General features: G+C 70.6%; 20 protein-coding genes. 8 read left to right on the top strand and 12 right to left on the bottom strand.

The genetic code is table 11. The features are described 5' to 3' along the window. Positions 1–19: 19 nt before the first annotated feature. The 4 genes from K8640_RS35835 to K8640_RS35820 form a co-directional block, all read right to left on the bottom strand. Complete coding sequence (locus K8640_RS35835) at positions 20–589, bottom strand: TIGR02996 domain-containing protein (protein ID WP_223751193.1); 570 nt, start codon at positions 587–589, stop codon at positions 20–22. Between the two features lie 61 nt (positions 590–650). Beyond that, positions 651–1826 (bottom strand): hypothetical protein, encoded by a 1176-nt coding sequence (locus K8640_RS35830; RefSeq protein WP_223751192.1) that lies wholly within the window; start codon positions 1824–1826, stop codon positions 651–653. A gap of 92 nt (positions 1827–1918) precedes the next feature. Then, the gene (locus tag K8640_RS35825) at positions 1919–6385 is read right to left on the bottom strand and encodes a discoidin domain-containing protein (protein WP_223751191.1); all 4467 of its coding nucleotides are present in this window, start codon (positions 6383–6385) and stop codon (positions 1919–1921) included. A 405-nt stretch (positions 6386–6790) separates the two neighbouring features. After that, positions 6791–10168, bottom strand: coding sequence for a peptidoglycan-binding protein (locus K8640_RS35820; protein WP_223751190.1), 3378 nt, complete (start codon positions 10166–10168; stop codon positions 6791–6793). Between the two features lie 297 nt (positions 10169–10465). Between K8640_RS35820 and K8640_RS35815 the strand changes: the two genes are divergently transcribed. From K8640_RS35815 to K8640_RS35805, 3 genes are read left to right on the top strand one after another with little or no spacing between them, the layout of a single operon-like run. Then, complete coding sequence (locus K8640_RS35815; RefSeq protein ID WP_223751189.1) at positions 10466–10948, top strand: hypothetical protein; 483 nt, start codon at positions 10466–10468, stop codon at positions 10946–10948. Positions 10949–10957: 9 nt separating this feature from the next. Further along, positions 10958–11839, top strand: coding sequence for a DUF6310 domain-containing protein (locus K8640_RS35810; RefSeq protein WP_223751235.1), 882 nt, complete (start codon positions 10958–10960; stop codon positions 11837–11839). Then, the gene (locus K8640_RS35805) at positions 11827–12591 is read left to right on the top strand and encodes a DUF5953 family protein (RefSeq protein WP_370640431.1); all 765 of its coding nucleotides are present in this window, start codon (positions 11827–11829) and stop codon (positions 12589–12591) included. The genes K8640_RS35810 and K8640_RS35805 overlap by 13 nt, the downstream gene beginning before the upstream one ends. An 11-nt stretch (positions 12592–12602) precedes the next feature. Here K8640_RS35805 and msrA read toward each other — a convergent pair whose 3' ends face one another. Next, on the bottom strand, positions 12603–13259 hold the full coding sequence (gene msrA / locus K8640_RS35800) for a peptide-methionine (S)-S-oxide reductase MsrA (protein ID WP_141324280.1): 657 nt from the start codon (positions 13257–13259) through the stop codon (positions 12603–12605). Positions 13260–13395: 136 nt separating this feature from the next. Here msrA and K8640_RS35795 point away from each other — a divergent pair, with 136 nt between their 5' ends. After that, complete coding sequence (locus K8640_RS35795; RefSeq protein WP_223751187.1) at positions 13396–15021, top strand: Sapep family Mn(2+)-dependent dipeptidase; 1626 nt, start codon at positions 13396–13398, stop codon at positions 15019–15021. 6 nt (positions 15022–15027) lie between these two features. On the opposite strand, the gene K8640_RS35780 is transcribed toward K8640_RS35795, so the two are convergent. After that, positions 15028–16605 carry an ATP-binding protein gene (locus K8640_RS35780; protein ID WP_305070709.1) on the bottom strand — a complete coding sequence of 526 codons (1578 nt, stop codon included), beginning with the start codon at positions 16603–16605 and terminating at the stop codon, positions 15028–15030. Positions 16606–16871: 266 nt separating this feature from the next. Between K8640_RS35780 and K8640_RS35775 the strand changes: the two genes are divergently transcribed. After that, entirely contained in the window at positions 16872–17834 is a 963-nt protein-coding gene (locus K8640_RS35775) for an ornithine cyclodeaminase family protein (protein WP_223751186.1), read from the top strand. Next, entirely contained in the window at positions 17831–19198 is a 1368-nt protein-coding gene (locus K8640_RS35770) for an MFS transporter (RefSeq protein ID WP_223751185.1), read from the top strand. Before K8640_RS35775 ends, K8640_RS35770 begins: the two co-directional genes overlap by 4 nt. Positions 19199–19201: 3 nt before the next feature. On the opposite strand, the gene K8640_RS35765 is transcribed toward K8640_RS35770, so the two are convergent. Further along, entirely contained in the window at positions 19202–19444 is a 243-nt protein-coding gene (locus K8640_RS35765; RefSeq protein ID WP_223751184.1) for a hypothetical protein, read from the bottom strand. 258 nt (positions 19445–19702) lie between these two features. On the opposite strand from K8640_RS35765, the gene K8640_RS35760 reads away from it, so the two are divergent. After that, entirely contained in the window at positions 19703–19948 is a 246-nt protein-coding gene (locus tag K8640_RS35760) for a hypothetical protein (RefSeq protein ID WP_223751183.1), read from the top strand. Positions 19949–19951: 3 nt separating this feature from the next. Here K8640_RS35760 and K8640_RS35755 read toward each other — a convergent pair whose 3' ends face one another. Both K8640_RS35755 and K8640_RS35750 read right to left on the bottom strand, forming a co-directional pair. Continuing rightward, entirely contained in the window at positions 19952–20647 is a 696-nt protein-coding gene (locus K8640_RS35755; RefSeq protein WP_223751182.1) for a hypothetical protein, read from the bottom strand. Positions 20648–20744: 97 nt separating this feature from the next. Next, positions 20745–21671 carry an NmrA/HSCARG family protein gene (locus tag K8640_RS35750; RefSeq protein WP_223751181.1) on the bottom strand — a complete coding sequence of 309 codons (927 nt, stop codon included), beginning with the start codon at positions 21669–21671 and terminating at the stop codon, positions 20745–20747. A 195-nt stretch (positions 21672–21866) separates the two neighbouring features. On the opposite strand from K8640_RS35750, the gene K8640_RS35745 reads away from it, so the two are divergent. After that, positions 21867–22469, top strand: a complete 603-nt coding sequence (locus tag K8640_RS35745; RefSeq protein WP_223751180.1) for a hypothetical protein — start codon at positions 21867–21869, stop codon at positions 22467–22469. Positions 22470–22475: 6 nt separating this feature from the next. Here K8640_RS35745 and K8640_RS35740 read toward each other — a convergent pair whose 3' ends face one another. From K8640_RS35740 to K8640_RS35730, 3 genes are all read right to left on the bottom strand, one after another. Next, positions 22476–22877: a DUF2203 domain-containing protein gene (locus K8640_RS35740; protein WP_046716838.1), complete on the bottom strand. Its 402-nt coding sequence runs from the start codon at positions 22875–22877 to the stop codon at positions 22476–22478. Between the two features lie 82 nt (positions 22878–22959). Next, positions 22960–23808, bottom strand: coding sequence for a hypothetical protein (locus K8640_RS35735; RefSeq protein ID WP_223751179.1), 849 nt, complete (start codon positions 23806–23808; stop codon positions 22960–22962). A 75-nt stretch (positions 23809–23883) separates the two neighbouring features. Then, positions 23884–25062, bottom strand: a complete 1179-nt coding sequence (locus tag K8640_RS35730) for an alkaline phosphatase PhoX (RefSeq protein ID WP_223751178.1) — start codon at positions 25060–25062, stop codon at positions 23884–23886. Between the last annotated feature and the right edge of the window lie 104 nt (positions 25063–25166).

The following is a 25166-nucleotide window of genomic DNA, read 5'->3' as shown; positions in this document are numbered from 1 at the left end:
TGTGCTGGAGGATGCCCTCTTAGTGATTCGAATCCGCGTCGTTGTCGAGCAGCCCCACCGTCAACGCACGCAAGAAGCGAGCGGAGGGATGCGTGAGCAGCTCCGTCAGCACCCGAGGCACGTCCAGCGAGTAGGCGTGGTTGCTCCCGAGCCACGCCCGCTGGATGAAGCCCAGGTGCCAGTGCCAGTACACGCGGCCGCTCGACAGTCCCGAGTAGCGTGAGGGATGGAGGCTGTCCCGGAAGTACAGCTCCCCGAGCAACCTCTGCGCATGGCGCTCCAGGAAGTCGCCGACCTGCTTCTCCAGTTCCTTCTTCTCGGGCCCCGTGGCGAGCAACGCCGCATGCTGGAGCGCCACCAGCTCGCCGCGCGGGGCTCCGTGCGCCTGCAGCCAATCCCCATAGACGAGATAGCCGTCGTCGTCCTCCGGCTCACGGAGGATGGCGGCCTCCAGCTCCGGCTCACGAAGCTCCGGGGGCACATCGTGCACCGGAGCAGGAGCCGGCGTGACCGGGTCGAATCCCGAGAAGAAGTCATCCAGCACCTGGATGACCCGTTCCAGCACCTTCCCGTAACTGGGTTTCGACATGACTCCCCACACCTGTGCGTCCGCTCCCCGAGGAGAACGGACGCGAGCCCCGGGAGTCGCGTTACGGGACGTACCAGAACGCGCCGTAGCCGTTCACCCGCGAAGTCATCGAAATCTGGCGGTCGGCCTTGGTGGTGCTGCATTCCTCGCCCGGCTTGCACTTGGTGATCTCCGCGAGCACGCCGGTGTACTCGATGACGTAGTCATCCGGATTGATGGAGTAGCCGATGGGCGGGCAGGTCACCCCGGGGTTCGAGCACTTGCACTTGCCCGTCTCCAGGTTCCCCGCGGCGTCAACGGTGCACAGCTGGTTGTTGATGCGCTGCACGAGATTGATGAGGTTCTGCCGGGTGTAGTGGACGCGGAAGAAGCGCAGGTCCGAGAACTGGGAGTTGGTGCTCGTCGCGCCCGTGTAGCGCACGGTGGACAGGTCCGTGTTGCACAGGGCGTTGCCGGTGAACCAGGCCCCGTTTGGATAGTCGTAGAGGATGGTGGCCCGGCCATGGGCGGGACAGGGCGACGCGGGGATGTTGTTCGCGTAGGCCCCCGCGAGCACGCCGATGGGACGCAGGTTCGGATGCGAGGTGTCGCGCAGGTACGCGAACATGCTCAGCTGCGCGGCACCCGAGTTGTAGACGTCCCCGGGGCCTGGGTTGCTGATGCCGTTCCACGTCGTGCCCCCGTCGGGCGAGTTCCAGCCCGTGACCAGGGGCACCGCCATGTTCCCCTGGAGCACCAGCTCCGTGGGCCACATCCCGAGCACGCCGTTGCGCGCCGTGAAGAGCTTGAAGGGACGCGGCCGGTTCGCCGGGCTCCAGGCGTAGCCGAACATGTCGTTGTAGCCGCCGCCCTCCACGTGCGTCCTGGGCGACGTCCACGTGTTGAGCAACATGCCCGCGTCGTGGCAGTACACCTGGGCCGCGGGAGTCCCCGACGCGGACTCGGGCTGCTGTCCCCGCTGCCACGCGGAGAAGGGCGCGGGGACGCTCAGGCCCGTGAAGGTCCCCACGTTGTAGGACACCGGCGTCGAGGCGATGTTGCCCTGCCAGCGCATCAGCATGGACCACGCGTCCTGCCGCACGCCGTTGTTCGGGTCCAGGTACTGGCCTCCCGTGGTGAACAGCGGCGCCACCTGCGTGTGGCACACCGTCGGCGTCATGGGATGGAAGTCCGCCGCGCTCGCGCTGCCGGTGGTCAGCAAGACGAGCGTGGCGGGAAGGATTCGCTGGAGCTGCATGGTGGTTCCCCCTCTGGAGAGGTCCCTCCACGGATGCGGAGGGACCTCTTCTTGGGGTACGCGCCACACGCTCCGTGATTTCCAGGAGCGGACTATTTGGTGAAGGAGATGGGGCCGCTGGAGAGCGTGGCGTTGTTCGCCCCGTCCACCGCGCGCACCCGCCAGGTGTGGCTGCCCGTGGACAGGCCCGTGAGCGTCGCCTGCTCCGTGCCCACGCCGTACACCTCGAACTCCCACAGCGAGTACCCGTAGCCCGTGCCGCGCTCGATGCCGCGCATGCGGACGTATCTCCCCACGCCGCTCAGCCCCGTCAGGTCATCCTGCCCGCCGTTGCCGTTGGTCTCCGTGTACACCGTGCGCCACGTGGCCCCGTCCACCGACGCGTCGATGGCGTACTGCTTCCCGTACGCCGCCTCCCAGAGCAGGTTCACCCGCTTGAGCGAGTACACCGCGCCCAGGTCCACGGTGATGGACTCGGTGTTGGGAGCGGGCACGTCCGTGCGGCTGGCCCAGCGTGTCGTCGTGGCGTTGCCGTCCACCGCGTCGTTGGGGCTGCCGAACTCCGACGACGTCGCGGACACGTTCTTGCCGAGCGCCAGGTTCGTCGTCGTGCCCACGTACGCCTTGGGCGTCACGTCCGGCGTCCTGTCCACGCCGTCCACCACCAGCACGTACTTCGACACGCCCGCGCCCACGTCCGTCGTCTGCTCCCAGATGAACGTGGTGGAGGCTCCTGGCACCGACGCTCCCGCCGAGGGCACCAGCGCCGCGAAGGCCGCCGGGGGCGCCGTGTCGTTGAGCGTGAAGGTCGCCGTCGCCGACTGCGTGACGCCGCCCGCCCAGTTGTACGCGCGCACGAACCAGGTGTGCTGGCCGTTGCCCAGCGCCGCGTTGATGACCGGCGCGGAGTTCGTGCGCGTCGTGGCCACGGGGAACGGGCTGCCGTCGAGGAACACCTCGTAGCGGTGGATGCCCGTCTGCGGGTCGCTGCTCGCCGTCCACGTGAAGTTCGGCCGCGTGGTGAGGGTGGAGCCCGGCGCCGGCGTCAGCAGCGTGAAGGCCGTGGGCGGCGTCGAGTCCGACAGCCCGAAGCCCTCGATGCCCGCGCCGTACTGGAACAGCGGGTTGCCGTAGATGGGCAGCACCGGCAGACCCTGCGCGATGCGCGAGCGAATCTCCGCGCGCTGCGCCGCCGTGGCCCCCAGGTCGAACGGGAGGTCCCACTGCTCCAGTTGGTTGTTCTCCACGTCGGTGCCAATCTGGTCCAGCGAGCGCGGCAGCTGCCAGGGCAGCTTGCCTCGCGGGAACACGTCACCGAAGAGCACGTCCGCCACCGCCGGGCCGCCCGAGTCTCCGGGCCGATACGCCACGAGCAACGCGTTGGTCTGCGGCACCACGTTGGTGAGGATGTACGGACGCGGCAGGATGAGCACCGTCGTCGTGGGGATGTTGCGCGCGCGGAAGCCCGTGATGAGGCCGTACTGGTTGCCCCACTTGGCGTCGTGCGCGGGGCCGATGGGGTCGCCGGGCAGGTAGGGCTTCTCCTTGTCCCACTCGGTGCCGTGGGTGAAGTAGCTCTCGCCCACCACGACGATGGCGGCGCTGGGCGTCACGCCCGCGGGCGCGTTGTCCTTGTACACCGTGATTCCGGCCGCCTCGGCGCGCTGCTTGATGGCCTGGTAGATGGTCAGGTCCCCGAACTCCGTGCCGTGGAAGTCCGAGCGCCACGTCACCATGCATGGCCCCGCATCCGCGCACGGCCCCGCGATGACGATGCTCGAGCCCGCGCCGAGCCGGATCGGCAAGGCACCATCGTTCTTCAGCAGCGTCATCGCGTTCTGCGCCGCGCGGCGCACCAGCGCCTTGTGGTCCGCCGTGTGCCACTCGGACGTGCCCGCGGGCCCCCGGCGGTACGGGTCCTCGAAGATGCCCAGGCGGAACTTCAGGTCCAGGATCCTGCGCACCGACTCGTTGATGCGGGAAATCGGCACCGCCGTCTCGAAGTCGCCCATCTGCGCGGGGTTCGCGCCGCCCATGACGTCCGAGCCCGCCGTCGCCGAGCGCACCCACGCCCCCGACGGCAGCCAGTCCGAGCAGATGACGCCCTGGTAGCCGAGCTTCACGCGCAGGTAGTTGAGGATGCCCACGCTGTCGCCCGCGCCGTAGCCCTCCGGGCCGAGCAGCCAGCTGCCCGCGTAGCCGGGCATGATGCCGCTGGTGCCGGCCTCCAGCGCCGCGTGCCACGGACGCATGTGGTAGTGGATGGTGGTGCCGTCGTAGGTGATGCCGGCCTCACCGCCCGCGCCCTGGCCGGGCCAGTGCTTGGTGGTGACCCAGATGGAGTGCGGGTTCACCTCGGGGCCGCCCTGCAGGCCCGCGATGAGCGCGCGGGTGATGCCCGCCGCCAGGTCCGCGTCCTCGCCGTTGCCCTCCTGGATGCGCGGATAGAGCACCTTGGTGCCCACCTCCGCCAGCGGCGACAGCGTGCCCCGGCTGCCCACCGCGAGCTGCTCGCGGCGCTGCATGTCACCCAGCTCGTAGATGGTGTCCAGGTCCCGCGAGGCCGCGAGCGCCGGCTGTGTGGGCCAGCTCGTCTTGAAGCCGTGGATGGAGTCGCCCGCGTCGATGTTCGGGATTCCCAGCCGCGTCGCCGCGGAGGCCCGTTGGAAGGCGACGATGTCCGTGGGGCTCAGCGGCCCCATGGTGAAGCCCGCCTCGGGGAAGGTCTTCGCCTCGTAGAACATCTGCAGCGCCTTCTCGCGCGGGGTCATCCGCGCCATCAGGTCATTGACGCGCGTGGCGATGGGGTTGCGCCAGTCCTCGTACGGGTCGATGACGCCGTTCTTGTTCAAGTCGCGCATGCCGTTGATGAGCGCGACGCCGTCGTCCGCCGTCTCCACGACGGGCAGGTACAGGCTGAAGGTGCGCAGGTCCGAGCGGCTGGTGGCGCCGCTGGCTTGCGTGGCCACCACGTACCACTTGTACGTCCAGCGGTCGGGCAAGTCGCGGTCCAGCGTCCACGACGTCGCCGTGGTGGTGGTCATCAGCGTGTAGCGGTCCAGCAGGCTGCCCGCCGCCATCCAGTCGTAGTCGTCACGGCTGATGTTCAGGTAGACCTTGTAGTTCGCCGCGCCGGAGACGGCGGCCCACTGGAGCGTGGGACGGCGCGTGCTCGTCACCATGGCGGCGTTGGCCGGCGCGACGAGCGCGAATGCTCCCGACACGGGCGGCGGCGCGGGCGCGACATACGGGTCCGGGATGATGGTGCGGTCGCGGTCGGGGCCGGTGCCCGTCGAATAGATTTCCACCTTCCACTCGGCGCCCTGCACCGCGAGCGCGGTGACGCTCTGTCCGCGCAGCACCGTGCCGTTGGCCGCGGTGACGACCAGCCGGATGTCCGTGTTGGGCGCGGTGGGGGAGAACTGGTTCTTCGACAGCGTCACCGTGGTGTTGGGCGCGAAGGTGATTTCATACGTGAAGGGCCCGGGCGGGTTGCGCACCGACGGCGTGGTGTTGCCCTCCTCGGGCGTCGGCGTGACGCTCACCGGCGCGGGCGAGACGTTGATCTTCGCGTACGCCAGCTCCGGGAACATCAACTTGATGGTCTGGTTCGTCGTCTGCGGCTGCGGCTCCTGCGGGCCCTGGCCGGGCGCGTAGATTTCGAAGTCCCAGAGGGAGATGCCGTAGCCGGTGCCCTTGGTGAGCGCGCGCACGCGCACGTAGCGGGCCGAGCCCGACACCGTGACCTCCCGCCGCCCCGGCGCGCCGTCGGTGATGTTGGACGCGAGGGGCGCCCAGGTGGAGTCGTTCGTCGAGCCCTCGACGACGTACGTCGCCGCGTAGGCGCCCTCCCAGTTGAGCACCACCTTGCCCAGGGTCTGCGCGCTGCCCAGGTCCACGCGAATCCACGGCTGGGCCTCCACCTCCGACGAGGACCAGCGCGTTGTCGTGTTGCCGTCCACCGCGTAGCCGGGCGCCAGGTGCGCCGCGTTGGCCTCCACGCTGGACGCCGTCGCGGGGCGGTTCTTCGCCAGGTCTCCGGTGGTGGACGTGCCGCCGCCGTAGATGGCCAGCTCCCACAGCGAGTAGCCGTAGTCGATGGCGCCGCGCTGCGTGCAGAGGATGCGCACGTAGCGGCCCGTGCCCGTCACCGTCAGGTCATCCGTGCCGCCGTCGCCGTCCGTCACCGCGCGGACGTCCGTCCAGTTCGTCGCGTCCGTGGACGTCTGCACCGTGTAGGCACGCGCGTACGCGGTCTCCCACGTGAGCACGACGCGGTTGATGGAGGTGCTCGCGCCGAGGTCGACGTAGAGCCACTCGTTGTTGGTGAACGCGCTGCCCCAGCGCGTGCCGCCGTCTCCGTCCACGGCGTAGGTGCCCCCGAGCCCGGGCTCGGAGGACGACGTCACCGTGGGCCGGTTGAGGGCGAGGTTGCCCGCCTGGGCGCTCGCGTCCGAGGCGAACCCCGCCACACCCACCACCACCGCCACGGCGCATGCTCGCGTCAGCGCATTCCTGACACGGTGCAGTGCCTGCAAGAGAGGAGTTGGTAATCGCATGGAATGAAAAGCGGGCCGCTGGAGAAAGTGGGGGAGGGGATGAACAAACGCATACCGGGATGGGGCTGCGTCCGAGCGGTCCTTTCCTTTCGCGGCTGATTCTATTTCTTCGGACGAAAAAGAAAGTCAAACCGGGACCGGATAACGCGTTAAGTCGAGAAATGCCCGCGGCGCGCGCATGCAGGATTTCCATCAGGGTGTGTGGCCGCCGCGTCGCGTCGCGGACAGTGAGCCCGAGGGTGCGCGGACGTGGCGCGTGCGGCTGTCGGGTACCGACGGCGTCGCGGCGCGAGGGAGCTCCTCGGCGCCCCGCGCTCATCGCTGTCCCGAGACGTGGAGTGGAGGGCTCGCCCCGGGGCGGGAGCGCGGCGAGGCGGGCCGCGCTCCCGGACCGGAGGGCGCTGCTCAGGGCGACTCGTGCTGCTTCGCCCACGCGGCGACGTCGGGCGTGCGCTGCTGCACCCAGGCGCGGAACTCGTCGCCCTGGGAGCGGTACTGCTCACCACCGCCCGCGCCGCCCGAGGGCGGGTGTCCGAAGAACAGCGTGTGCACCTCGCGGCCAAGCGTCGCCATGTCGACGCCGTGGGCCTTGGCGAGCCGCTCGAGGAACTCCTGGAAGTGCGCTCCCTTCATCTTCATCGCGCTGGCGGCCTGGGCGAGGCTGTCCAGGTGGAGGGCGTCCTGGGCCACGTCCGGGTGCGCGGTGAGGAAGGTCTGCACCTGCTCGGGTGACATGCCCGCGCCCTGGACCAGGCGGCTGTCGAGGAGGTCGGGGCCCAGGTGGATGAGGCCCTTCGCGAGTCCCGGGGCCATGCCGCTGGCGGTGAGCAGCTTCACCTGCTCTTCGCGCAGGCGCGCGTCCGCGGGGTCCAGGTACTTCAGCCCGAGCCCGCCGAGGAACAGCGCCGCCCCCAGGATCTGGAAGCCCGGCGCCATGCCGAACAGCGAGGCGCCCGCCATCAGCGCGCCGCCGAGCGCCTGCGCTCCCGAGGACGCGAACTTCCAGCCGTCGCCCTTCCGCAGGAACTGGAGGCTCTGCATCGCGTCGCCGGCCGCACCCAGCACCGCGCCCAGGGCGGACACCTTGCCGAAGGTCGAGACGGCCGAGGACCAGCGCGCCGTGTTGCCGAGCACGCTGGTGATGACCGTGGCCCCGTCGCCCGTGACGCTCAGGCCGTCGCCGACGACCTTGAGCCTCGACGCGAGGTCCGCCTGGCTCCAGCCCGTCGCGTCTCCGACGAACGCGGTGGTGGTGACGAGCATGCCCAGGGTCCGCAGCGCCTGCCCGCGAGGGGAGTCTGGCGCGAACGGCAGGCCCGTCTCCTGGTCCGTGAGCAGCGCCTTGAGCGACTTCGTCGTCTCGAGCACCTGCGCGTCGGTGGAGCCGGGCTTGATGTCGCGCAGCAGCCGGAAGTACGACTTCATGTCGCTCGACTTCATCCCGAACACGTCGGCGTAGCGCGCGAGCCCGTCGAAGACCTTCCGCGCCTCAGCGGGCGACTTGTCGCCGGCGGAGATGAGGGCCACCGTGCCCGCGCTCTTCACCAGCGCGAGCGCGAGCTTCTCGTCGAAGTCCTTGCCGTCCTTCAGCGCGCCCACCACGTCGAGGAAGAGCGGCTTGTCCTCCGCCTTCGCGGTGAGCTGCGCGGCGAGGTACTCGGCGCCGCCCTTCGTCTCGGCCAGTCGGGGGAGCTCGCGCGCGAGCGCCTTGACGCGCGCATCGTCGGAGCCCACGGGCACGCCATCCGGCGCGGCGGTGGAGAGCAGCTTGCCCAGGCGCTCGTGCTCCGCGAGGTCCTGCTGGACGCTGCCCTGGCGCAGGTACGTGTCGATGAAGGCCTTCTGCTGCTCGGGCGTGAGGACGGCGGCGGGGCCGCTGAGCAGCTCGGTGAGCCGCTGCTGGTGCAGTTGCGCCTTGTCCGCCGCGGCGGTGAACTGGCCGCGGATGCCGTCGAGGGTGCTCCACAGCGTCTGGTGCAGCGCCGCCTGGGCCGTGCCGTAGGAGGGCGCGGTGCTGCCCGGAGGGATGACCTCGCCGCGACTGAAGGAGCGCTCGATGTCGAACGCGAGCCGTGAGCCGAGGCCGAAGTTGATGGACGTGCGCACCGCGCTCGTCAGCGACATGTTGACGAGCGTGGGCGGCGCGTCGCGCGTGAAGGCCTTGCCCACGCGTCCGGCCGTCGGGTCCTTGAGGTGCTCGGTGGCGCGCGCGAGGGCGTAGTACGTCTCGTGCTCGATGCGCGTCTCCTCGTTCGCGAGCTTCTCGAGCACCTTGCGGTCATTGAGGTCCGGCGGCTTCTGCGCGCCGGGCGGATGGAGCTTGCGGTTCGTCTCCGGGGACACGCCGGCGAAGAGCTGGCCCATCTTCGCGAGGGACGGCTCCGCCGCGCGGACGAAGGCCTCCTGGTAGACGGGGTCCGGGTTGCTGGCGATGAGCCGCTCGAACTGACGCGCGCCCTGCTCCAGGCTCGTCTGGAGGGTGGCCTCCAGCGCCTTCGCGTCCTGGGCCGCGCGGGTCTTCACGTCCGTGCCGGAGCCGCCGACGGTGCTCACGCCGGGGTTCGGGAGGAAGGGCTCGGGCTTCGGCGCGGGGACGTCGCGGGCGGCGTCCTCCAGGCGCTTCGCCACCGCCGCGCCCACGCTGCCTCCCGCGCGTGCACCCGCGTCCGCGGCCGGGTTCGTGGAGGCACCCTGGAGCGCGGTGAAGGACGGCTGTCCTCGCGTGGGCGAGAAGAAGACGCCCAGTTGCTCGCGCGTCATGGCCACCGGGCCGCCGGTGTGGAGCGGGTCCGCGACCAGGTACTTCCCATCCGAGGTCTTGCCGAGAATCGCGTTGAGGTGGCCGATGTCGCCGGAGCCCATGCGCTCGGGGAACTGCTCGCGCCAGGCCGCGTTCGTCCGGCCGTTGGCGACCACGGGGTTGCCCGCGGCGAGCTGGCGGTCCAGCTCCTCCCAGCCCTGGCCGTAGCGCGCGTCGAGCCCCGCGCCCTTGACGCCGTCGCTCACCATGGTGCCGCCGGTGAGCTCGCGGTCACGGTCGAGCTGCGGCACGCGGGTGCCGTCGGAGGCCTTCACGTAGGTGAACTCGCTCTCGCGGCGCGGGCTCATCAACGCGCGCGCGTAGTCGACCTGTTGCTCCTTGGTGAGTCCTGCGGGCATGTGGCCCGTGTATGCCAGCGACATGGCGAGGCTCGCGGGGCCGCAGTTGGTGCTGCCGCGAGGGCCGGTCGGGTTGTACTCGGAGGTGAACTGGGTGATGAACGCGTCCTCGGCGGACATGGCGGGGCGACGCGCGCCGCCGGAGGACTTCGCTTCCGTGAGGGCCTTGCCGAGCGCCTCGCGCGTCCTGCCCGCATAGTCACCGGAGGCCGTGAGGCCGTGCTCGGCCTGGAAGCGCTCCAGCGCGGCCTCGGTCTTCGGGCCGAACTGTCCGGGGCCCGTGGCCACCTGCTCCTCGGTGAGGTAGCCCAGCTTCACCAGCGCGTCCTGCACCGCCTTCACGTCGGGGCCGGTGTCGCCGCGCTTCAGGTCCCGGAGCGGGAGGGGGGCGGGCTCCTCTTCCTTCTCTTCGGGAGGTGGCGGTGGAGGCGGCGGTTGGAGCCGCTCGCGGTGGACCGCGCCGCCGTTGTCCTCCTCGAAGCTGGAGGTCGAATCGAAGCCCTCCGGGCGAGAGGACTCCTCCTTGACGGCGTTGTTCTCGGTGCGGGTCTCGATCCGGGCTGTTTCAGTCGCGCCTTCGGATGAGACGGATTGCGTCGGGCGTGATGAGCCGTCGACACGCATGTTGTGACTCCCCCTCTGATACATCACCGGGACGTGGTGTCCCTGGCTGGATTATCCGCTGGCGTGACGCGGTGTTGCGTCTCGTCACGCCGTCCCGGCGGAACATACCGGATGCGAAGCCGATACGGATGAATCACGAAGCCATTGCGGACACGTGTGTGGCTCCAATGAATCTCGGTTCATGAGAGCGTGTGTATTCGTCACGGTGGGTCGACGGGACCCACCGGTCCCACGCTCGTTGACGGGTTCTGCCGCGGGTTCCAGAGTCCAGAGGGACGACACCCGTGGAGGCGTCCCATGTCCATCACCCTGAGAATCGTCGAGCCACCCGACACGCTGCCGGATTGGTACCCGCCGCTCGACCCGGAGCATCCGGTCGACTACCGCCTGCGGTACGTCGAGCTGGACATGCTCATCGAGGCGATGATTTTGCTCGGGGTCGTGGCCGAGGAGCCTGCGGACGGGTCGGAGCTCCTGGCGATGGACCGGTTCGGTGAGGCGGGCAACCAGTTCGACCCCGATGAGTGCGTGCGCATCTCCCGGAGCATGCGCCGCTTCATGCAGGAGGAGGTGCCCTCGGAGTTCTTCGCCACGCTCCAGGAGCGCTGGAACGACACGCAAGCGGAGCTGCGTCAGGCGGTCGAGGCTCGCGGCGAGCTCGTGGTCTCCGGGTTCGAGTCGTTCCCGCACGATGGCAAGTCGCTGCGCAACGCCTTGCTGCACTGGGGCGCGTTCACCGCCATCGCCGCCGACAACGGTGGGCTGGAAGTGGTGGAGTAGCGCGTGCCCCTGCGACTCCAGGCCTGCGCCGCATTTCTACTCGTTCTCTGTGCGTGCGCTACGTCGGCGCCGCACGCGGGAGTGGGTGCTCCCGGCAGTCCAAGAGTCGTGAACCTCGAACGCGCGGCAGGGCTGCCGTGGAAGGACGAGGGACGGTGCGTCGTCCGTGAGGCGTCTCAGCCCTGGCCCGTGCTGGCGGAGCGGTGCTTCCATGCCCTCGACCAAGACCGGGTCCGGTTCAACGACCGGACGGGACGGTGTGCCGTTGCCTCCGCGGGCACCGCAGTCCTGGGAGTCGGCCTGTGCCTCCTGGCGGCGCCGGAGATCATCGTCGGCACGGTGATTGTTGTCGGCGTGGTGGTGGTGGGCGTCGTCATCAAGGAGGCGCTGGATGCGTATGAGCTGGAGCCCACTCCCCAGACGAAACCCGTCTTGCGGAAGCCCTCGGCGAATCGGAAGCCCGAGCCAGCAGGGCAGGACGGGTTCCCTCCAGGGCCGACCGAGCCCGCGGAACGGGAGCGCCGTCCTGAGTGCGAGCCCACTCCCGTGCCGCATGCGGGCGAAGATGTTCCGCACGACAAGTGCGCCGACGTTTTTCCACCGAACCGCTACCCTGGCATGGACGTGTTCGTGCGCGGGGTACGCTTCGATGCGTTGCAGGTCGGTGTGAGAGTCCTCTGGGAGATCAAGACCCACCGATTCGATACGTACAATGAGTTCGTCCAGGGGCAGGAGATAGAGCGGGAGATGGAGCAACTCCGCAGAGAGAAAGACGCGGCGGATGCTTGTGGCTATGACTTCGTCGTGGGGGTGAGCACCTCCGAGCACAAATGGGCGCTGCTCGATAGAGACCCCGAGCTCAAGGTGGTCGTCACGGGATGCCCACGATGACCGCGCGAAAGCGACTCATCCTCATCACCCAGGGGCCCGTGTTGGCGGGCCACGAGCAGCGCGCGCACGCCGTTGTTCAGGGCATGGAACGAGCCGTTCCTGGCTTGCGCCTGGACTGGACCGTGGCTGAGTCGCGAAAGATGGTCGAGTTGCCACAGCGCGATGCGTGGCTCGCCCAGGCGACCCACGCTGGTGAGTTCCCTTTCCTGTGCAACGGGGACGAGCGTTGGCCGGTGATGGTTTCGGGTGCGCAGAAGCCGGCAAGCCTCAGCCCGGGCGGACACCCTTCGTTTGAAATGAGCGCGAAGCTCCCGCTGGACGCGGTGGGGCTCGCGGCGGTGGCGGCGCTGTTGGAGGCCGTGGCGGAGGGGGCATGCGCGTACTGGGGACATGCATCCCCCGAAGGCTACGGCTCGGAGGTCTCGGAGCAGATGCGCCACTCGGCTCGAGGGCCGGAGCGCTCACCCCGTGGGCTCCCGATGCTCTCGCTGTCACGGCATCTGCCGTCGCCCGAGATTCCGCAATACCTCGGGTGGCTGAACTACTGGTCCGCCGCCGCCGCGCGGGCTTTGGGGTTCCCAGACCCGAGCCGCGACGCCAAGTTGCTCTCGCGAGCGCGGCGCACGGCGTCGGGAGGGTGGGTCGTGCAGCTCACGGAGACTCCGCTCGACTACGACGACCCTGTTCATCTGGATGCGCTGCTGCGCACCTATGAGCGATTCCCCGCGATTGGCGGACGCTCATCGCCCTGAGTCGCCTCGGCTCACGCGCTGACGCCCACGCCGATGGGGCAGCTCACGCCCGTGCCGCCCAGGCCGCAGTACCCGCCGGGGTTCTTCTCCAGGTACTGCTGGTGGTAGTCCTCGGCGTAGTAGTACGCGGGCGCGGGGAGGATCTCCGTGGTGATGGTCCCCACGCCCTTCGCCGCGAGCGCCTTCTGGTACGCGTCCCGGCTGGCCTCCGCGATGCGCTTCTGCGATTCGCTGGTGTAGTAGATGCCCGAGCGGTACTGCGTCCCCTCGTCGTTGCCCTGACGCATGCCCTGCGTGGGATTGTGGTTCTCCCAGAACACCCGCAGCAGCTGCTCGTACGAGAGCTTCTTCGGGTCGAACACCACGCGGACCACCTCGTTGTGGCCGGTGAGCCCGCTGCACACCTCGCGATAGGTGGGGTTGGGCGTCAGCCCGCCCGCATACCCCACGGACGTGCTGTACACGCCCGGCGTCTGCCAGAACTTCCGCTCCGCGCCCCAGAAGCACCCGAGCCCGAGGATGGCGACTTCATACCCCTCCGGCACCGGCCCCTTCAGCGGCGTGCCCAGCACCTCGTGCTTGGGCGGAACAGGCATCTCGTCCGTCCGGCCCGGCAGCGCCTCCGCCGGGGACGGCATCCTCAGCTTCTTGGTCGTGTCGAAGAACATGCCTGGAGGAATAGCGCTCCCGCCCTCCGGTTTCACCCCCATGGGGAGCGGGCGGCCTGACGGGCGTCACTTGGGGAAGCAACCCTTCCGCCGAGGTAGGACGACCTGCCCTCTTGAAATAGGGTCTCCCACCGCCATGCGCCTCCCCATCGCCGCCGCCCTCTGCTGTCTGGTCCCCTCCGCCGCGCTCGCGGCTCCGGACCCCCGCTGCCAGGGCACCCCCAAGGCCCGCGCCGCCCGCTTCTCCGAGGACGCCATGAAGGGCTCAAGCCCCCAGGCCCGCCACGCCGCCTACGTGCAGGCGTGCGCGCTGGACGACGTCGTCGCGCTCACCCAGGCGCTGGTGCGCTTCAAGACCGTCAGCAGCGAGGCCCCCGCGCCGAAGAACCCCGGCATCGCCGCCATGGGCCGCTTCCTCCAGAAGTGGGCCAAGGCCCACGACATGGCCTGGCGCGCCGTGGGCGCCAACGAGGTGTTCGAGATTGCCTGGGGCAAGGGCGCACCCGCCCTGGGCCTGGTCTTCCACGGCGACGTGGTGCCCGCGCCCGCGCACGAGTGGAAGCGCCCGCCCTTCGAGCCCTACGTCCAGGACGGCCGCCTGTACGGCCGAGGCGTCGAGGACGACAAGGGGCCGCTGGCCTCCGCGCTGGTGGCGCTCGACTACGCGCGGCAGCTCGGCATCGAGCCCCGGGGCAAGGTGCTCGTCATCATCGGCAACGGCGAGGAGAGCGACTGGACGGGCATGCTGAAGTACGCGGCCATGGAGCCCAAGGCCCCGCACGTCATCTCCGTCGACTCGAGCTTCCCCGTCGTCGCCGCGCAGTCCGGCTTCGTCGCGTGGAACCTGTCGGCGCCCGTGGGCCCCGCGCGCAAGTCCTCCAGGTTCGCGCTGCGCCCCGTGGACGCCAAGGGCGGCGAGTTCCTCACGCAGGTCCCCGGCACCGCCACGCTCAAGCTGCTCCCGGGCGAGGGCAGCTCGCTGCCCGTCGCGCTGGAGACCGTGCGCGCCGCCGTCGCCGACGAGCAGCGCACGCGCTCCTGGCTCAAGGCCGACGTGAAGGAGGAGGGCGGCGCGGTGCTGCTCACCGTGCACGGCAAGGCGGTGCACTCCTCCGTCGCCAACGAGGGCGTCAACGCGCTGTGGGGCCTGTCCGCCGTCTCCTCGCGCCTCATCCTGGAGGACAACGGCATCGCCGCCATGCTGCGCGTGCTGTTCCTGCGCTTCGAGGGCGACCACCACGGCCAGAAGCTGGCCGTCGAGTACTCCGACGCCGCGCTGATGGGGCCGCTGCTCGTCGCGCCCACGATGCTCCGCGTGGCCGACGGCAAGGTGAGCCTGGGCGTCAACATGCGCCGCCCCCGCGGCCAGGACGCCGCCCGGTTCAACGCCGCGCTGGACCAGGCCGCCCTGCTCGTGGGGCAGGACTCGGACGGCCGCGTGACGGAGGCCGGCGAGCGCTACGTGGGTGACCCGCACGTGGCCGACACCACCGGGCCGCTCGTCACCACGCTGATGGCCATCTACAAGCGTCACCGCGACGACCCGGACGCCGTCCCCACGTCCGTGCGCGGCGGCACCTACGCGCGCCTGTTCCCCAAGGCCGTGGACTTCGGCCCCGGCTTCCCCGGCGACGAGTACACCGGCCACGCGCCCGATGAGTCCATCTCGCTGGAGAACCTGGACCTGACCACGCGCATGCTCGCCGAGGCCGTGTACCTGTTGGCCGTGGCCCCCGAGCCCGTCTCCGCGCCGGGGAAGTGACGCCCGTCAGGCGGTGCGACGCGGCCAGTACACCCGGAACGTGGTGCCCTCCTCCCGAGAGGAGCGCACCTCCACGCGGCCTCCGTGCGCGCGCGCGATCTGATGGACGATGTAGAGCCCCAGGCCCAGGCTGCGCTGCTTCTGGTACGACGATGAGGCGCCCACCGACGGCTTGAACGGGTCGAAGAGGCGCGGCTGCAGCTCCGCCGGAATCGGCTCGCCCTGGTTGTGGACCTCCATCAGCACGACGTCCGCGCCGCCTCGCACCGACGTGGCCACCGGTGAGTCGAGCCCGCCGTGCTGGAGCGCGTTGGCCACCAGGTTGCCCAGCACCTGCGCCACGCGGTCCGGGTCCCACTGGCCCGAGGTGTCGCCGGACGACTCGAACAGGAGCCTGCGCTCGGGGTGGCTCACCTGGAGCTCGTCCAGTGTCGCCTGGCAGATGTCCGCCAGGTTCATCGACTGACGCGAGACGGGGATGCCCGAGCCCAGCTTGCTGCGCGCGAAGTCGAGGATGTCTGTAATCATCCGCCCCATGCGCCCGGCGGACTTGCGGATGCGCTCCACGGCCCGACGCTCGGGCGCCTCCAGCTCCTCGGCGCGCGCGAGCTGGAACGCGGACGCGCTGATGGCGTTGAGCGGGTTGCGCAGGTCATGGCCCAGGATGGCGAGCAGCTGCTCGCGGAAGTCCACCGCCCGCTGGAGCGCGGCCTCCGTCTGCTTGTGCTGGGTGATGTCCACCACGGCGCAGCCCAGGCCCAACAGCCGCGAGCCCAGGGGCGCGAGCACCGGGTAGAACGTCGCCTGCCACACGCGCTTGCCGCGCTGGGGAATCAGGGACGGGGGCGTGGCGAACTCGAACCCGTTCAGCGGCTCACCCGTGCGCAGCACGCGCAGGAGCAGCGGCTCCAGCAGGTCCGCCAGCTCCGGGGGCTGCATCTGCCGGAAGGTCCTCCCCAGGTGCGCCTCGGGCGGCGCGCCGTTGATGTCCGCGAGCGTCTGGTTGATGCGCAGGTAGCGCAGGTCCAGGTCCAGGAACGCCATGCCCAGGGGCGCGGCCGCGAGGAGCGCGTCCAGCAGCGCCAGCGAGCGCTGGGCCTCCACCCTCGCCTCGCGCTCCAGGTCCTGGATGTCGCGCTGGCGCTCCACCGCGAAGCGCCGCACCGTGCGCACCACGGCGTGGTCCAGGGCTTCTTCCATCCGCTCCAGCTCACCCACGTCGAGCGGCCGGGGCTGTCCTTCCAGGCGCCGCAGGATGCACTTGCGCAACAGCGCGTACTCGGCCGCCACCTCGCCCACGTCGAAGCCCTGCTCCAGTCGCACCGTGGCGTGCTCGTCCGACAGCGGGTCGGCGCGCTCGTGCTCCCCGTGCTCCAGCGCGTCCGCGAGCGAGGCGAGCAGCAGGGGCATGTGGTCCAGGAGCCACGAGGGGCGCTGGGGGTTCTCGGCGTGGAGCGCGCTCATGGCCTCCAGCCAGTCCGAGAGCACCCCGTGGTGGTGCGCGCGCAGGAACTCCGAGGCCCGGCGCGGCGACTCGCGCTCGGCTCCACCGTGCTCCGCGGCGCCTGTGTCCGGCCCCAGCATCACCGACCTCCCGAGTCCCCATCCGGTCATCCCGCCACGAATCTGGGCACGAGGGTCTTCATGGGTATGTCCGCCCTGGGGGGCTGGCGGGCGTCGGCTTCCCGAGCGCCGTGTTGGACTCCCGGGGACGCACCGGGCCGCGCTGCGCTCGCGGCCGACGCGCCCCGTGGGGCCAGGGCTTCGTCCGTCGTCCGCTCATCGCTTCGCCCCGGAGGATGAGGTCCGGGGCTGTGGCGCCGCGCGGGCTCGGTTAGGGTGGATGACAGATGCGCACCCTCCTGCTCACCCGCTCCGATGTGTCCCGAAACCTCCAGGCGCTCTCCCTGTTGGAGGACCTGCGAGAGGCCTTCCGCACCGATGCCCTGGCTCGCACGGTGGCCCCCCAGCGCATCCGCGCGCCCCTGCACGCCGAGGGCACGGTGATGGCGCTGTTGCCCGGCAGCCTGCCCGGCGTGCCCGCGTACACGGTGAAGGTGCACTCGAAGTTCCCGGCGAGGACGCCGGCCATCCAGGGCGTGCTGCACCTGCACGACCTGGTGACGGGCGAGCTGCTGGCGGTGATGGACTCCGGGCACCTGACGGCGGTGCGCACGGGCGTGGTGGGCGCGCTCGCCGCGGACGTGCTGGCGCGGCCGGACGCGAGCCGGGTGGCCATCATCGGCGCGGGGGTGCAGGGCGGGATTCAGCTCAAGTCCCTGCGGCTGGTGCGCTCGCTGTCACACGTGCGCGTGTTCGACGTGGACGCTGGCCGGGCCAACGCGTTCGCCACCCGGATGTACAAGGACTTGAGCCTGCCGGTGCGGCCGGCGGAGTCGGTGGCGGAGGCGGTGGAGGACGCGGACATCGTGGTCGCCGCGACGTGGAGCCGCGAGCCCCTCTTGCGCTCCGGGATGGTGCGGCCGGGCACGCACATCACCACGCTGGGCGCGGACGAGCCGGGCAAGGCGGAGGTCTCCGCGGAGCTCCTGCGCGAGGCGCGCTTCTTCTGTGACCACCGGGGCCTGGCCGTCTCGCAGGGCGCGGTGGGCAACGTGGGGCTGGGCGAGGAGGTCATCCGCGCGGAGCTGGGCGAGGTGCTCGCGGGCTTGAAACCCGGGCGTGTGTCGGCGGAGGACGTGACGGTGTTCGGCGCGGTGGGGCTGCCGTTCCAGGACCTGGCCGCCGCGTGGCACGTGTACCAGGCGGCGACGGGGGATGACGCCATCGGCGGGGTGGACTTCAGCGCATGAGTGCCTGGGGCGCGCTGATGTCGCGGATGGGGCTCACGCGGCCGGAGCTGCGCGCGTGGGCCTGGTACGACTGGGCCAACTCCGCCTACGTCACCACGGTCGTCGCCGTCGTGTTCCCCATCTATTACAAGTCCGTGGCGGCCAAGGGCCTGCCGAGCGACGTGGCCTCCAGTCGCTTCGCGCTCGTCACCGCGCTGGCGCTGGGCACGGTGGCGGTGCTGTCGCCCGTGCTGGGCGCGCTGAGTGACAGGGCGGGGCGGCTCAAGACGCTCCTGGGGGTGTTCCTGACGCTGGGCGTGGTGTCCACGGTGGGGCTGGCCCTGGTGGGGCCCGGCGATTGGAAGTGGGCGCTGGGGTGCTTCGGCATCGGCAACGTGGGGCTGACGGGGTCCATCGTCTTCTCCGATGCGCTGCTGCGCCACGTGGCCCGGGACGAGGAGCTGGACCGGGTGTCCACCGCGGGCTACGCGCTCGGCTATCTGGGCGGGGGTGTGTTGCTGGCGGTGCAGCTGGTGATGCTGGTGAAGCCCGCGTGGTTCGGGCTCGCGGACGCGGCCTCGGCCTCGCGCGTGGCGTTCCTCACCGTCGCGGTGTGGTGGGCGGCGTTCTCGGTGCCGCTGTTCCTGCGCATCCCCGAGCCCCGGCCCACGGGGGACGCGCAGGTGCCGCGGTTGTCATTGGGTGGGGTGTTCGCTCAGCTGGTGGAGACCTTCCGCGCGCTGCGCCAGTACCGCGAGGCGTTGCTGTTGCTCGTGGCGTACCTGCTCTACAGCGACGGCATCGGCACCATCATCCGGTTGTCGACGCTGTATGGGACGGAGCTGGGCATCGGCCAGGGGGCGCTGATGGGAGCGCTCCTGATGACGCAGGCGGTGGGGGTGCCGTGCGCGGTGCTCTTCGGCCGCGCGGCGTCGCGGGTGGGGCCGAAGCCGGCGCTGATGTTCTCGCTGGCGGTGTACGTGGTGGTGACGTTCCTGGGTTACTTCATGCGCTCGCCGGTGCACTTCTTCGCGCTGGCGCTGCTGGTGGGCATGGTGCAGGGCGGCAGCCAGGCGCTGAGCCGTTCGATGTTCGCGCAGATGATTCCGCGTCACCGCGCGGCGGAGATGTTCGGGCTCTTCAGCGTGTTCGAGAAGGTGACGGCGGTGGCGGGGCCGCTGGTGTTCGCGGCGACGGTGGAGCTGACGGGCTCCAGCCGGCAGGCGGTGCTGTCGCTGCTGGTCTTCTTCGGCTCGGGCGCGCTGGTGCTGTGGCGCGTGGATGTCGCGGAGGGCAAGCGCGCGGCGCGCGAGTCCGAGGCTCGCGCGGGCTGGAGTCAGGCCCCGCTGACGGCGGAGGCGGCCGAGGCGGTGCGCGCGGAGTAGCGCTCAGTGCTGCACGTGGGCCACTTCGCGGGGCGCGGAGAAGAGGCTGTCGCGGCCGTGGTGGAGGACCACCTCGCCGTGGAGCACCTCGCTCACGTCGTCGAACGACACCGCGAAGTCGTGACGATGCAGCAGGCCCTTCTCGACGATGAGCTCCTTCTCCGTGATGTCGACGATGTGGCCGATGACGTGGCCGTCATTGCCTCGGACCTTCATGCCCTTGTGAATCTCTGCGCGGGTGAACATGGGAGCTCCCTGGGGGCGTGGGAAGTACCCCTCGACGTGAAGCTGGGGCGCCACCCCGCACCGTGCACCACCGGACGTCGTGACAGACCTCCCGGTCTCCTGGTGCCGCGCCGTGCGCCCGCCCGGCGGCCTGCTTCCCGGCTGGATACGCAGCATCACCCCGTGGTCGCTCGCCGGAGCGTGCCCATCTTGGCCCGGGGAGGTGTGCGCATGGTCGTCGGCTTCATGGCATCGCGGACGGGACGTTGGCTTCGAATCGTGACCGGGTCCTGTCTGGTGCTGGGGGGACTGCGCGCGGGGTCGGCGAAGGGCGCGGGGCTGGCCCTGCTGGGGCTCGGCCCCCTGGTCGCCGCCTCGCTGGACCTGGTGCTGATGGGGCCCCTGTTCGGCCTGCCCCTGCGCGGCGAGGACATCCGCCGCGAGCTGGGCGTGAACGAGGAGGCCTCGCTGCTCAACGGCCACCGCCGCGCGGCCTCGTCACGCGCGGCGATGCTGCTGCACTGAGCCTCAGCGCTTGCCCACCTGGAACGGGATGTCGAGCGTGCCCAGCGACTCACCGCTGTTCGCGTCGACGGGCCGCGCCTCCAGCACGACGCCGCTCTCGCGGCCCGTGACCACCTGGAAATAGATGAAGCCCTGCACCGTGCCGCCGTCGCCCAGCGTTCCCTCGGGCAGCGCCTGACGGAGCATGTCCTGCGTCGGCAGCGGCTCCTCGCACTGGTACGCGTAGGGGCCCGGGCCGTACGGCCCATAGAACGGATAGAACGGGCTGCCCCAGCGTGGACCGAAGCGCGAGCCCCACCGGAGCCCTCCGCCCATGTACACCCATGAGCGCCCCGAGCCCCCCGTGCCCTCGTCCATCGACGAGAGGGCCGACTGCCTGAGCGAGAAGGGCGCCAGCGCGGAGTAGCGGAAGCGCGACTCGGTGCCCACGAGCGAGAAGTCCTCGTAGCGGATGCGCAGCGTCCTGCCGCTCTGGTTCTCCAGCCGGATGTAGACGGGCGTGAGGGTGCGCTCCAGGTTCGCCGGCGAGCCCTTCCACGCGGAGGCGTCCGCCACCAACCTCACCCCCGCGCCCTCCGCGACGGCCGAGTCCTGGTCCGCGGGCAGCACCTGGGCCTGCGTGGTGGGCTTCAACGTGTTGGTATTCGAGGCACAGCCCGCCGCCACCAACAGGGCGACGAGCGGCACGAGCGCGCGCATGGGATGTCTCTCCTTTGCTGGAAAGGTAACCCTCGCGTGCCTCACGCCGCCCGAGGGAGCGGCGCCACCCCGGAACGCCGCCGAGCGCAGAGGGGCCTCACTGACTGGCGGGCGGCGTGGGCTCCGCGGCCGCGTGCGGCCACGCGGGGGACGTCAGGCTGCTCCAATCCTGCTGCCGCGCCCAGTCCTCGAACGTGTGCCAGCGCACGTCCGGATAGTCGTGCCGCAGCGTGAGGATGTCCGCGTGGTAGCCCACCCGGTCCAGCCACTCGTACATCGCCGCCAGGTCCTCGCTGCGCTCGCGGATGTACTCCAGCGGCAGTTGCTCGAAGTGGATGCGGTGCCCGCTCACCATGGAGAGCAGCCCGGCCGCCTGCTGTCCGGTCACCTCGTCCGAGGCCACGTCGATGCGCTGCTCCAGGTGTCGCTCGCCGTTCTCCAGCACCTTCACGGCGAAGGCGGCCAGGTCCTCGACGGTCACCATCTGCAGCCCGCGCGTGGGCGGCAGGCCGATGGCGAACACGCCGGCGCGCAGGCCCTCCTCGAACATGGGGCTGGTGAGGTTCTCCATGAAGAACGTGGGCCCCAGGATGGTGAAGGGCAGGCCGCTCTGGCGCAGGTGCAGCTCCACGCGGTGCTTGCTGTCGAAGTGGGGGATGCCCGTGAGCCGGTCGGCCCCGGCGACGGAGGTGTAGACGAAGTGCTTCACCTCGGCGAGCCGCGCGGCGTTCACCTGGTTCATGCCATGGCGTATCTCCATCGCCACGCCGGACTCGAACGGCGTGGCCATGGCGTAGAAGGCGTCCACGCCCTCGGCGACGCGGGCGAGCGTGTCCACGTCGTCGAAGGTGCCCACGGCCAGCTCGGCGCCCAGCGTCTCCAGCGCGCGCGCGCCGGGAGCGTCGGGGTTGCGGACATAGGCGACGACGCGGTGTCCGCGGTGGAGCAGGTGGCGCGCCACGGCACCGCCCTGCCGGCCGGTGGCGCCGGTGACGAGCACGGAGAAGGAGTGGGCCCTGGTCATGTGTGAACCTCGCGACAGACAGCACTACGGGATGTCGGGAAGGTGGGGACGATGAGGCCCTCTGGCGAGCGTGGAGGAGGCGGCGCTTGTGCCCTCGCCCGAGCCCGCCGGGCAGCAAGGCGTGCAGGCCCCTCTCGTTTTCCCTCCCAAGTCCTCCCCCGGCCGGGCCGCGTGCGTGCGATGGTGCCGCCGCTCATGAGCAAGCGAGACAAACCGCAGGAATCCACGCTGGTCACGGCCGCCCGCTCCCTCGACGAGGGGCTGGAGCGGTTCGAGGCCCTGGCCCAGCAGCTCCAGGACGCGCCCCTCCAGGCGGAGAAGCACCTGGAGAAGGCCTCCGCCACCCTCAAGGCGCTGGCGGACATGGACGAGGAGCTGCGCGCCCGCGTCGCCGGACTGGTGGGCGCCATCTCCCAGGTGCGTGACCGGCAGCAGACCCAGGCGGAGGCGGTGCAGGCGCGCGCGATGGAGCTGCAGCAGCGCACCGAAATCTTCAAGGACCTGCTCGTGCGCTACGGCTCGCTGGGGCAGAGCGCCGGTGAGCTCAACGTGCGGATGCAGGAGTTCGCCGCGCAGCGCCAGCAGGCGAAGACGCCCGAGGAGAACGCGGCGCTGGCCACGTCGTTCCAGTCGCTCCAGGACCGCATGGGCGAGGTGGCCGACGAGGCCCAGTCGCTGAGCCAGGCCGCGGAGGAGAAGGACTTCAACGACATCTCGCGGCAGGCGGAGTCGCTGCGTCAGCAGCTGATGTCCGCGCGCAACAAGCTGTCGCTCTTGCAGAAGAGCTTCGGCGGGTGAGGGCGCTCAGCTCAGGTAGGTGGGGGCGAACTCGTCCGGGCTGTTGATGGGGCGTCGTCCCGAGAAGCCGTCATACATGCCGTGCCAGTGCGAGACGGCGGGCTCGCCGATGCGCCAGCACAGGTAGACGGGCTCTTCACCGCGGTGGGCCCGGAAGTCGACGAGCCCCTGCGCGCCTTTGATTTCCAGGCCCATCTCGTGGAACTGGCGCAGCTCGACGCGGACCTTCTCGAGCAGCGCGTCGCGCTCCTCGCGCAGGGCCTCGTGGTTGGCCAGGGCCTTGCCCTCGGGCGTGCCGAGCGTCTCCACGAGCTGTTGCACCCGCTCCACCCAGGGGCGGATGTGCTCGAAGGTGCGGCTCAGGAGCGGCACCAGTCGATTGGCCTCGTCGACGCTGAAGTAGCGCATGGCCGGGGAGCATGCAGGGCGCTCGGGCGCATGACCATCCGTGGTGTGGCCGGAGCGCGCGCGTTTGCGCACGGCCTGACGCTCAGCCGCGCAAGAGGGAGGTGTGGTTGTCCTGAAGCCAGCGTTGCGCGGCGTCCTTCAGGGGGAAGGTGTCCTCCCGTTGAAGGAACGCGGGCGAGTGTCCCGGCGCGCAGCGGCCCTGGGCGTCCAGGCCGTCGCCGTCCTCCTCGTGGAGGTCGGCGTGGAGCATGGAGTGGAAGACGAGGTAGTCCACGACGAAGGCGGGGACGTGGGGCCGGTCCAGCGCGGGGTGGATGCGGATTTCCCTCAGGCGCGCGTCGTAGCCGCCCAGGTGGATGGAGCGCCTGCGGCCCTTCGACGGGCGACGCGCCCAGCCGATGTCCACCTGGACCCTGTCGTCGAACCAGTCCGCGTTGAGGCGCGACTGGACGGCGCGCAGGTCGAAGCAGCGGCCGCGTGAGCGCAGCGCCTTGCCGGGGCGGCGCTCGCGGCGCACGAGGTCCTGGTGCTCGCGTGCGTAGGATTCGAGGAGCGCGCCCGCGCTGGCGTCGGAGCGCGCGGCGTAGAGCGCGATGGCGCGCACGACGTCGTCAGGGGCTTCGAGGAAGAGGTGGTGCACGCGCAGCCGCAGGCCCTGGGGGACGCGGCGGAAGCTCACCAGCGTGGCGCGGTTGTCGGTGAGGCGCAGGTGCACGGGCGCGCCGAGGAGCTGTGAGAGACGTCGCGCGAGGCTCGCGGCCTGGAGGAGCGCATCCTCGCGCTCCGGGAGGCGGCGTCCGTCGTGCGGCTCCGCGCGGGGAGGTGACGCCGGCTCGCGAACGGGGCGGGTGCTGGCGCGTGGAAGGGACTCCTCGCGCGCGGGCCCGGCCGGGTCGAACAGTCCGAGCTGTGAGGGGGGCGGGGCTCCCATCGCCCCGAAAAGGTATGCCCGAGAGGGGGGAGGTTTCCAGCGGGATGCTCGTCCGGCTGGTCGCCATGCGACAGGCTATGCGGGACGCGTCGTGAACGGACCCGACACCTCGTACGTCACGCCGCGCCCATCCGTGCCGCGCTGCGAGCTGAGGTAGAGCCGCTTGCCATCGGGGCTGAAGGCCGCGCCCGCCAGCTCCGAACCGGGGTGCCCCACCACCTGGAGGAATGGCGTCACCTTCCGGTCCGGCGTGAGCAGGCACAGCTGCATGTCATCGCCGTCCTCGCAGACGAACACCTCGCGGGCCTTGGACAGGGTGAGGTTGTCCACGCCTCGCAGCGGCGCGCTCGGGTACGTCGCCGCGTCGTAGAGCACCTCGAGCCGGTGGGTCAGCGGCGTGTACGCCCAGACGCGGTTGTCGTGCTTCGTCGTGAAGTACACGATGCCGCCTTCACTCCAGCAGCCCTCGCCGCCGGCGAACACCGTCGTCTCCTTCGCGTTGGCCTGCTGCGCGGCGGACGTCAGCGGCGAGACGGGCACCCAGCGCACCCGCGCGCCCGAGCGTGCATCGCTGATGACCTGCGCGGCCTCCAGCGTGCCCTCCTCGAGCGATGGCCACTTCGCCGACGTGAAGCGATAGAAGCGCCCGGTGGGCGTGTCCTCCGTGAGGTACAGGCGCCGGCCCAGCTCATCCACGGCCGCGGCCTCGTGCACGAAGGCGCCCAGCATGGGCCTCGCCACACCCTGTCCCGGCTTCGTCGGGTCGCACTCCCAGACGAGCCCCTGGCGGTGCTCCTCGCACGACAGCCACGTCCCCCAGGGCGTGGGACCGCCCGCGCAGTTGAGGTGGGTGCCCGAGAGGATGCGCCACGCGCCCGTGACTTGCCCCTTCGCGTCGAAGCGCACCGAGGACACGCCACCGTCCGGGGACACCTCGCTGTTGCTCGCGTAGATCCACCCGCCATCCGGCTGGGCGAAGCAGGCCCCGCCGTCCGGTGCCATGTGCCACACGTAGTCCGTTCCCGGCACCATGTCGCCGCTGCGCGCGATGACTCGGGAGGTGAAGCCACGCGGCAGGCGAAGCCCGTTCGCGTCCGCGACGTCCGCCAGGGCGCCATATGGGCCGATGCCCGGCGTGGGCGGCGCGGCGTACACGTTGCGCCAGAAGCCCAGGCTGCCGAGGGCCAATGTGCCGCCCCCCAGGGCGCCGAATCGCAGGAAGTGACGACGGTGCATGCCCCTGTTGTCGCCCATGTCCTCCGCGAGGGGAAGCGCCACGGAGTGGCGGACGTCGGTGAGGCGACCGTGATGCTCCCGCCATGCAGGCAGGCACCTCGTCGGCCTGCTGCCTTCATGTG

This window comes from Myxococcus sp. XM-1-1-1 (assembly GCF_020037095.1).
Classification (GTDB): Bacteria; Myxococcota; Myxococcia; order Myxococcales; family Myxococcaceae; genus Myxococcus; species Myxococcus fulvus.
The sequence above is the reverse complement of the archived record's forward strand: the minus strand, read 5'-3'. Positions and strand labels throughout refer to the sequence as shown.

Bases quoted from the DNA above. Each gene is read 5' to 3' on its own strand.
- K8640_RS35835 (WP_223751193.1), bottom strand. From the start codon at position 589: ATGTCGAAACCCAGTTACGGGAAGGTGCTGGAACGGGTCATCCAGGTG.
- K8640_RS35830 (WP_223751192.1), bottom strand. From the start codon at position 1,826: ATGCAGCTCCAGCGAATCCTTCCCGCCACGCTCGTCTTGCTGACCACC.
- K8640_RS35825 (WP_223751191.1), bottom strand. From the start codon at position 6,385: ATGCGATTACCAACTCCTCTCTTGCAGGCACTGCACCGTGTCAGGAAT.
- K8640_RS35820 (WP_223751190.1), bottom strand. From the start codon at position 10,168: ATGCGTGTCGACGGCTCATCACGCCCGACGCAATCCGTCTCATCCGAA.
- K8640_RS35815 (WP_223751189.1), top strand. From the start codon at position 10,466: ATGTCCATCACCCTGAGAATCGTCGAGCCACCCGACACGCTGCCGGAT.
- K8640_RS35805 (WP_370640431.1), top strand. From the start codon at position 11,827: ATGCCCACGATGACCGCGCGAAAGCGACTCATCCTCATCACCCAGGGG.
- msrA (WP_141324280.1), bottom strand. From the start codon at position 13,259: ATGTTCTTCGACACGACCAAGAAGCTGAGGATGCCGTCCCCGGCGGAG.
- K8640_RS35795 (WP_223751187.1), top strand. From the start codon at position 13,396: ATGCGCCTCCCCATCGCCGCCGCCCTCTGCTGTCTGGTCCCCTCCGCC.
- K8640_RS35780 (WP_305070709.1), bottom strand. From the start codon at position 16,605: ATGCTGGGGCCGGACACAGGCGCCGCGGAGCACGGTGGAGCCGAGCGC.
- K8640_RS35775 (WP_223751186.1), top strand. From the start codon at position 16,872: ATGCGCACCCTCCTGCTCACCCGCTCCGATGTGTCCCGAAACCTCCAG.
- K8640_RS35770 (WP_223751185.1), top strand. From the start codon at position 17,831: ATGAGTGCCTGGGGCGCGCTGATGTCGCGGATGGGGCTCACGCGGCCG.
- K8640_RS35765 (WP_223751184.1), bottom strand. From the start codon at position 19,444: ATGTTCACCCGCGCAGAGATTCACAAGGGCATGAAGGTCCGAGGCAAT.
- K8640_RS35755 (WP_223751182.1), bottom strand. From the start codon at position 20,647: ATGCGCGCGCTCGTGCCGCTCGTCGCCCTGTTGGTGGCGGCGGGCTGT.
- K8640_RS35750 (WP_223751181.1), bottom strand. From the start codon at position 21,671: ATGACCAGGGCCCACTCCTTCTCCGTGCTCGTCACCGGCGCCACCGGC.
- K8640_RS35745 (WP_223751180.1), top strand. From the start codon at position 21,867: ATGAGCAAGCGAGACAAACCGCAGGAATCCACGCTGGTCACGGCCGCC.
- K8640_RS35740 (WP_046716838.1), bottom strand. From the start codon at position 22,877: ATGCGCTACTTCAGCGTCGACGAGGCCAATCGACTGGTGCCGCTCCTG.
- K8640_RS35735 (WP_223751179.1), bottom strand. From the start codon at position 23,808: ATGGGAGCCCCGCCCCCCTCACAGCTCGGACTGTTCGACCCGGCCGGG.
- K8640_RS35730 (WP_223751178.1), bottom strand. From the start codon at position 25,062: ATGGGCGACAACAGGGGCATGCACCGTCGTCACTTCCTGCGATTCGGC.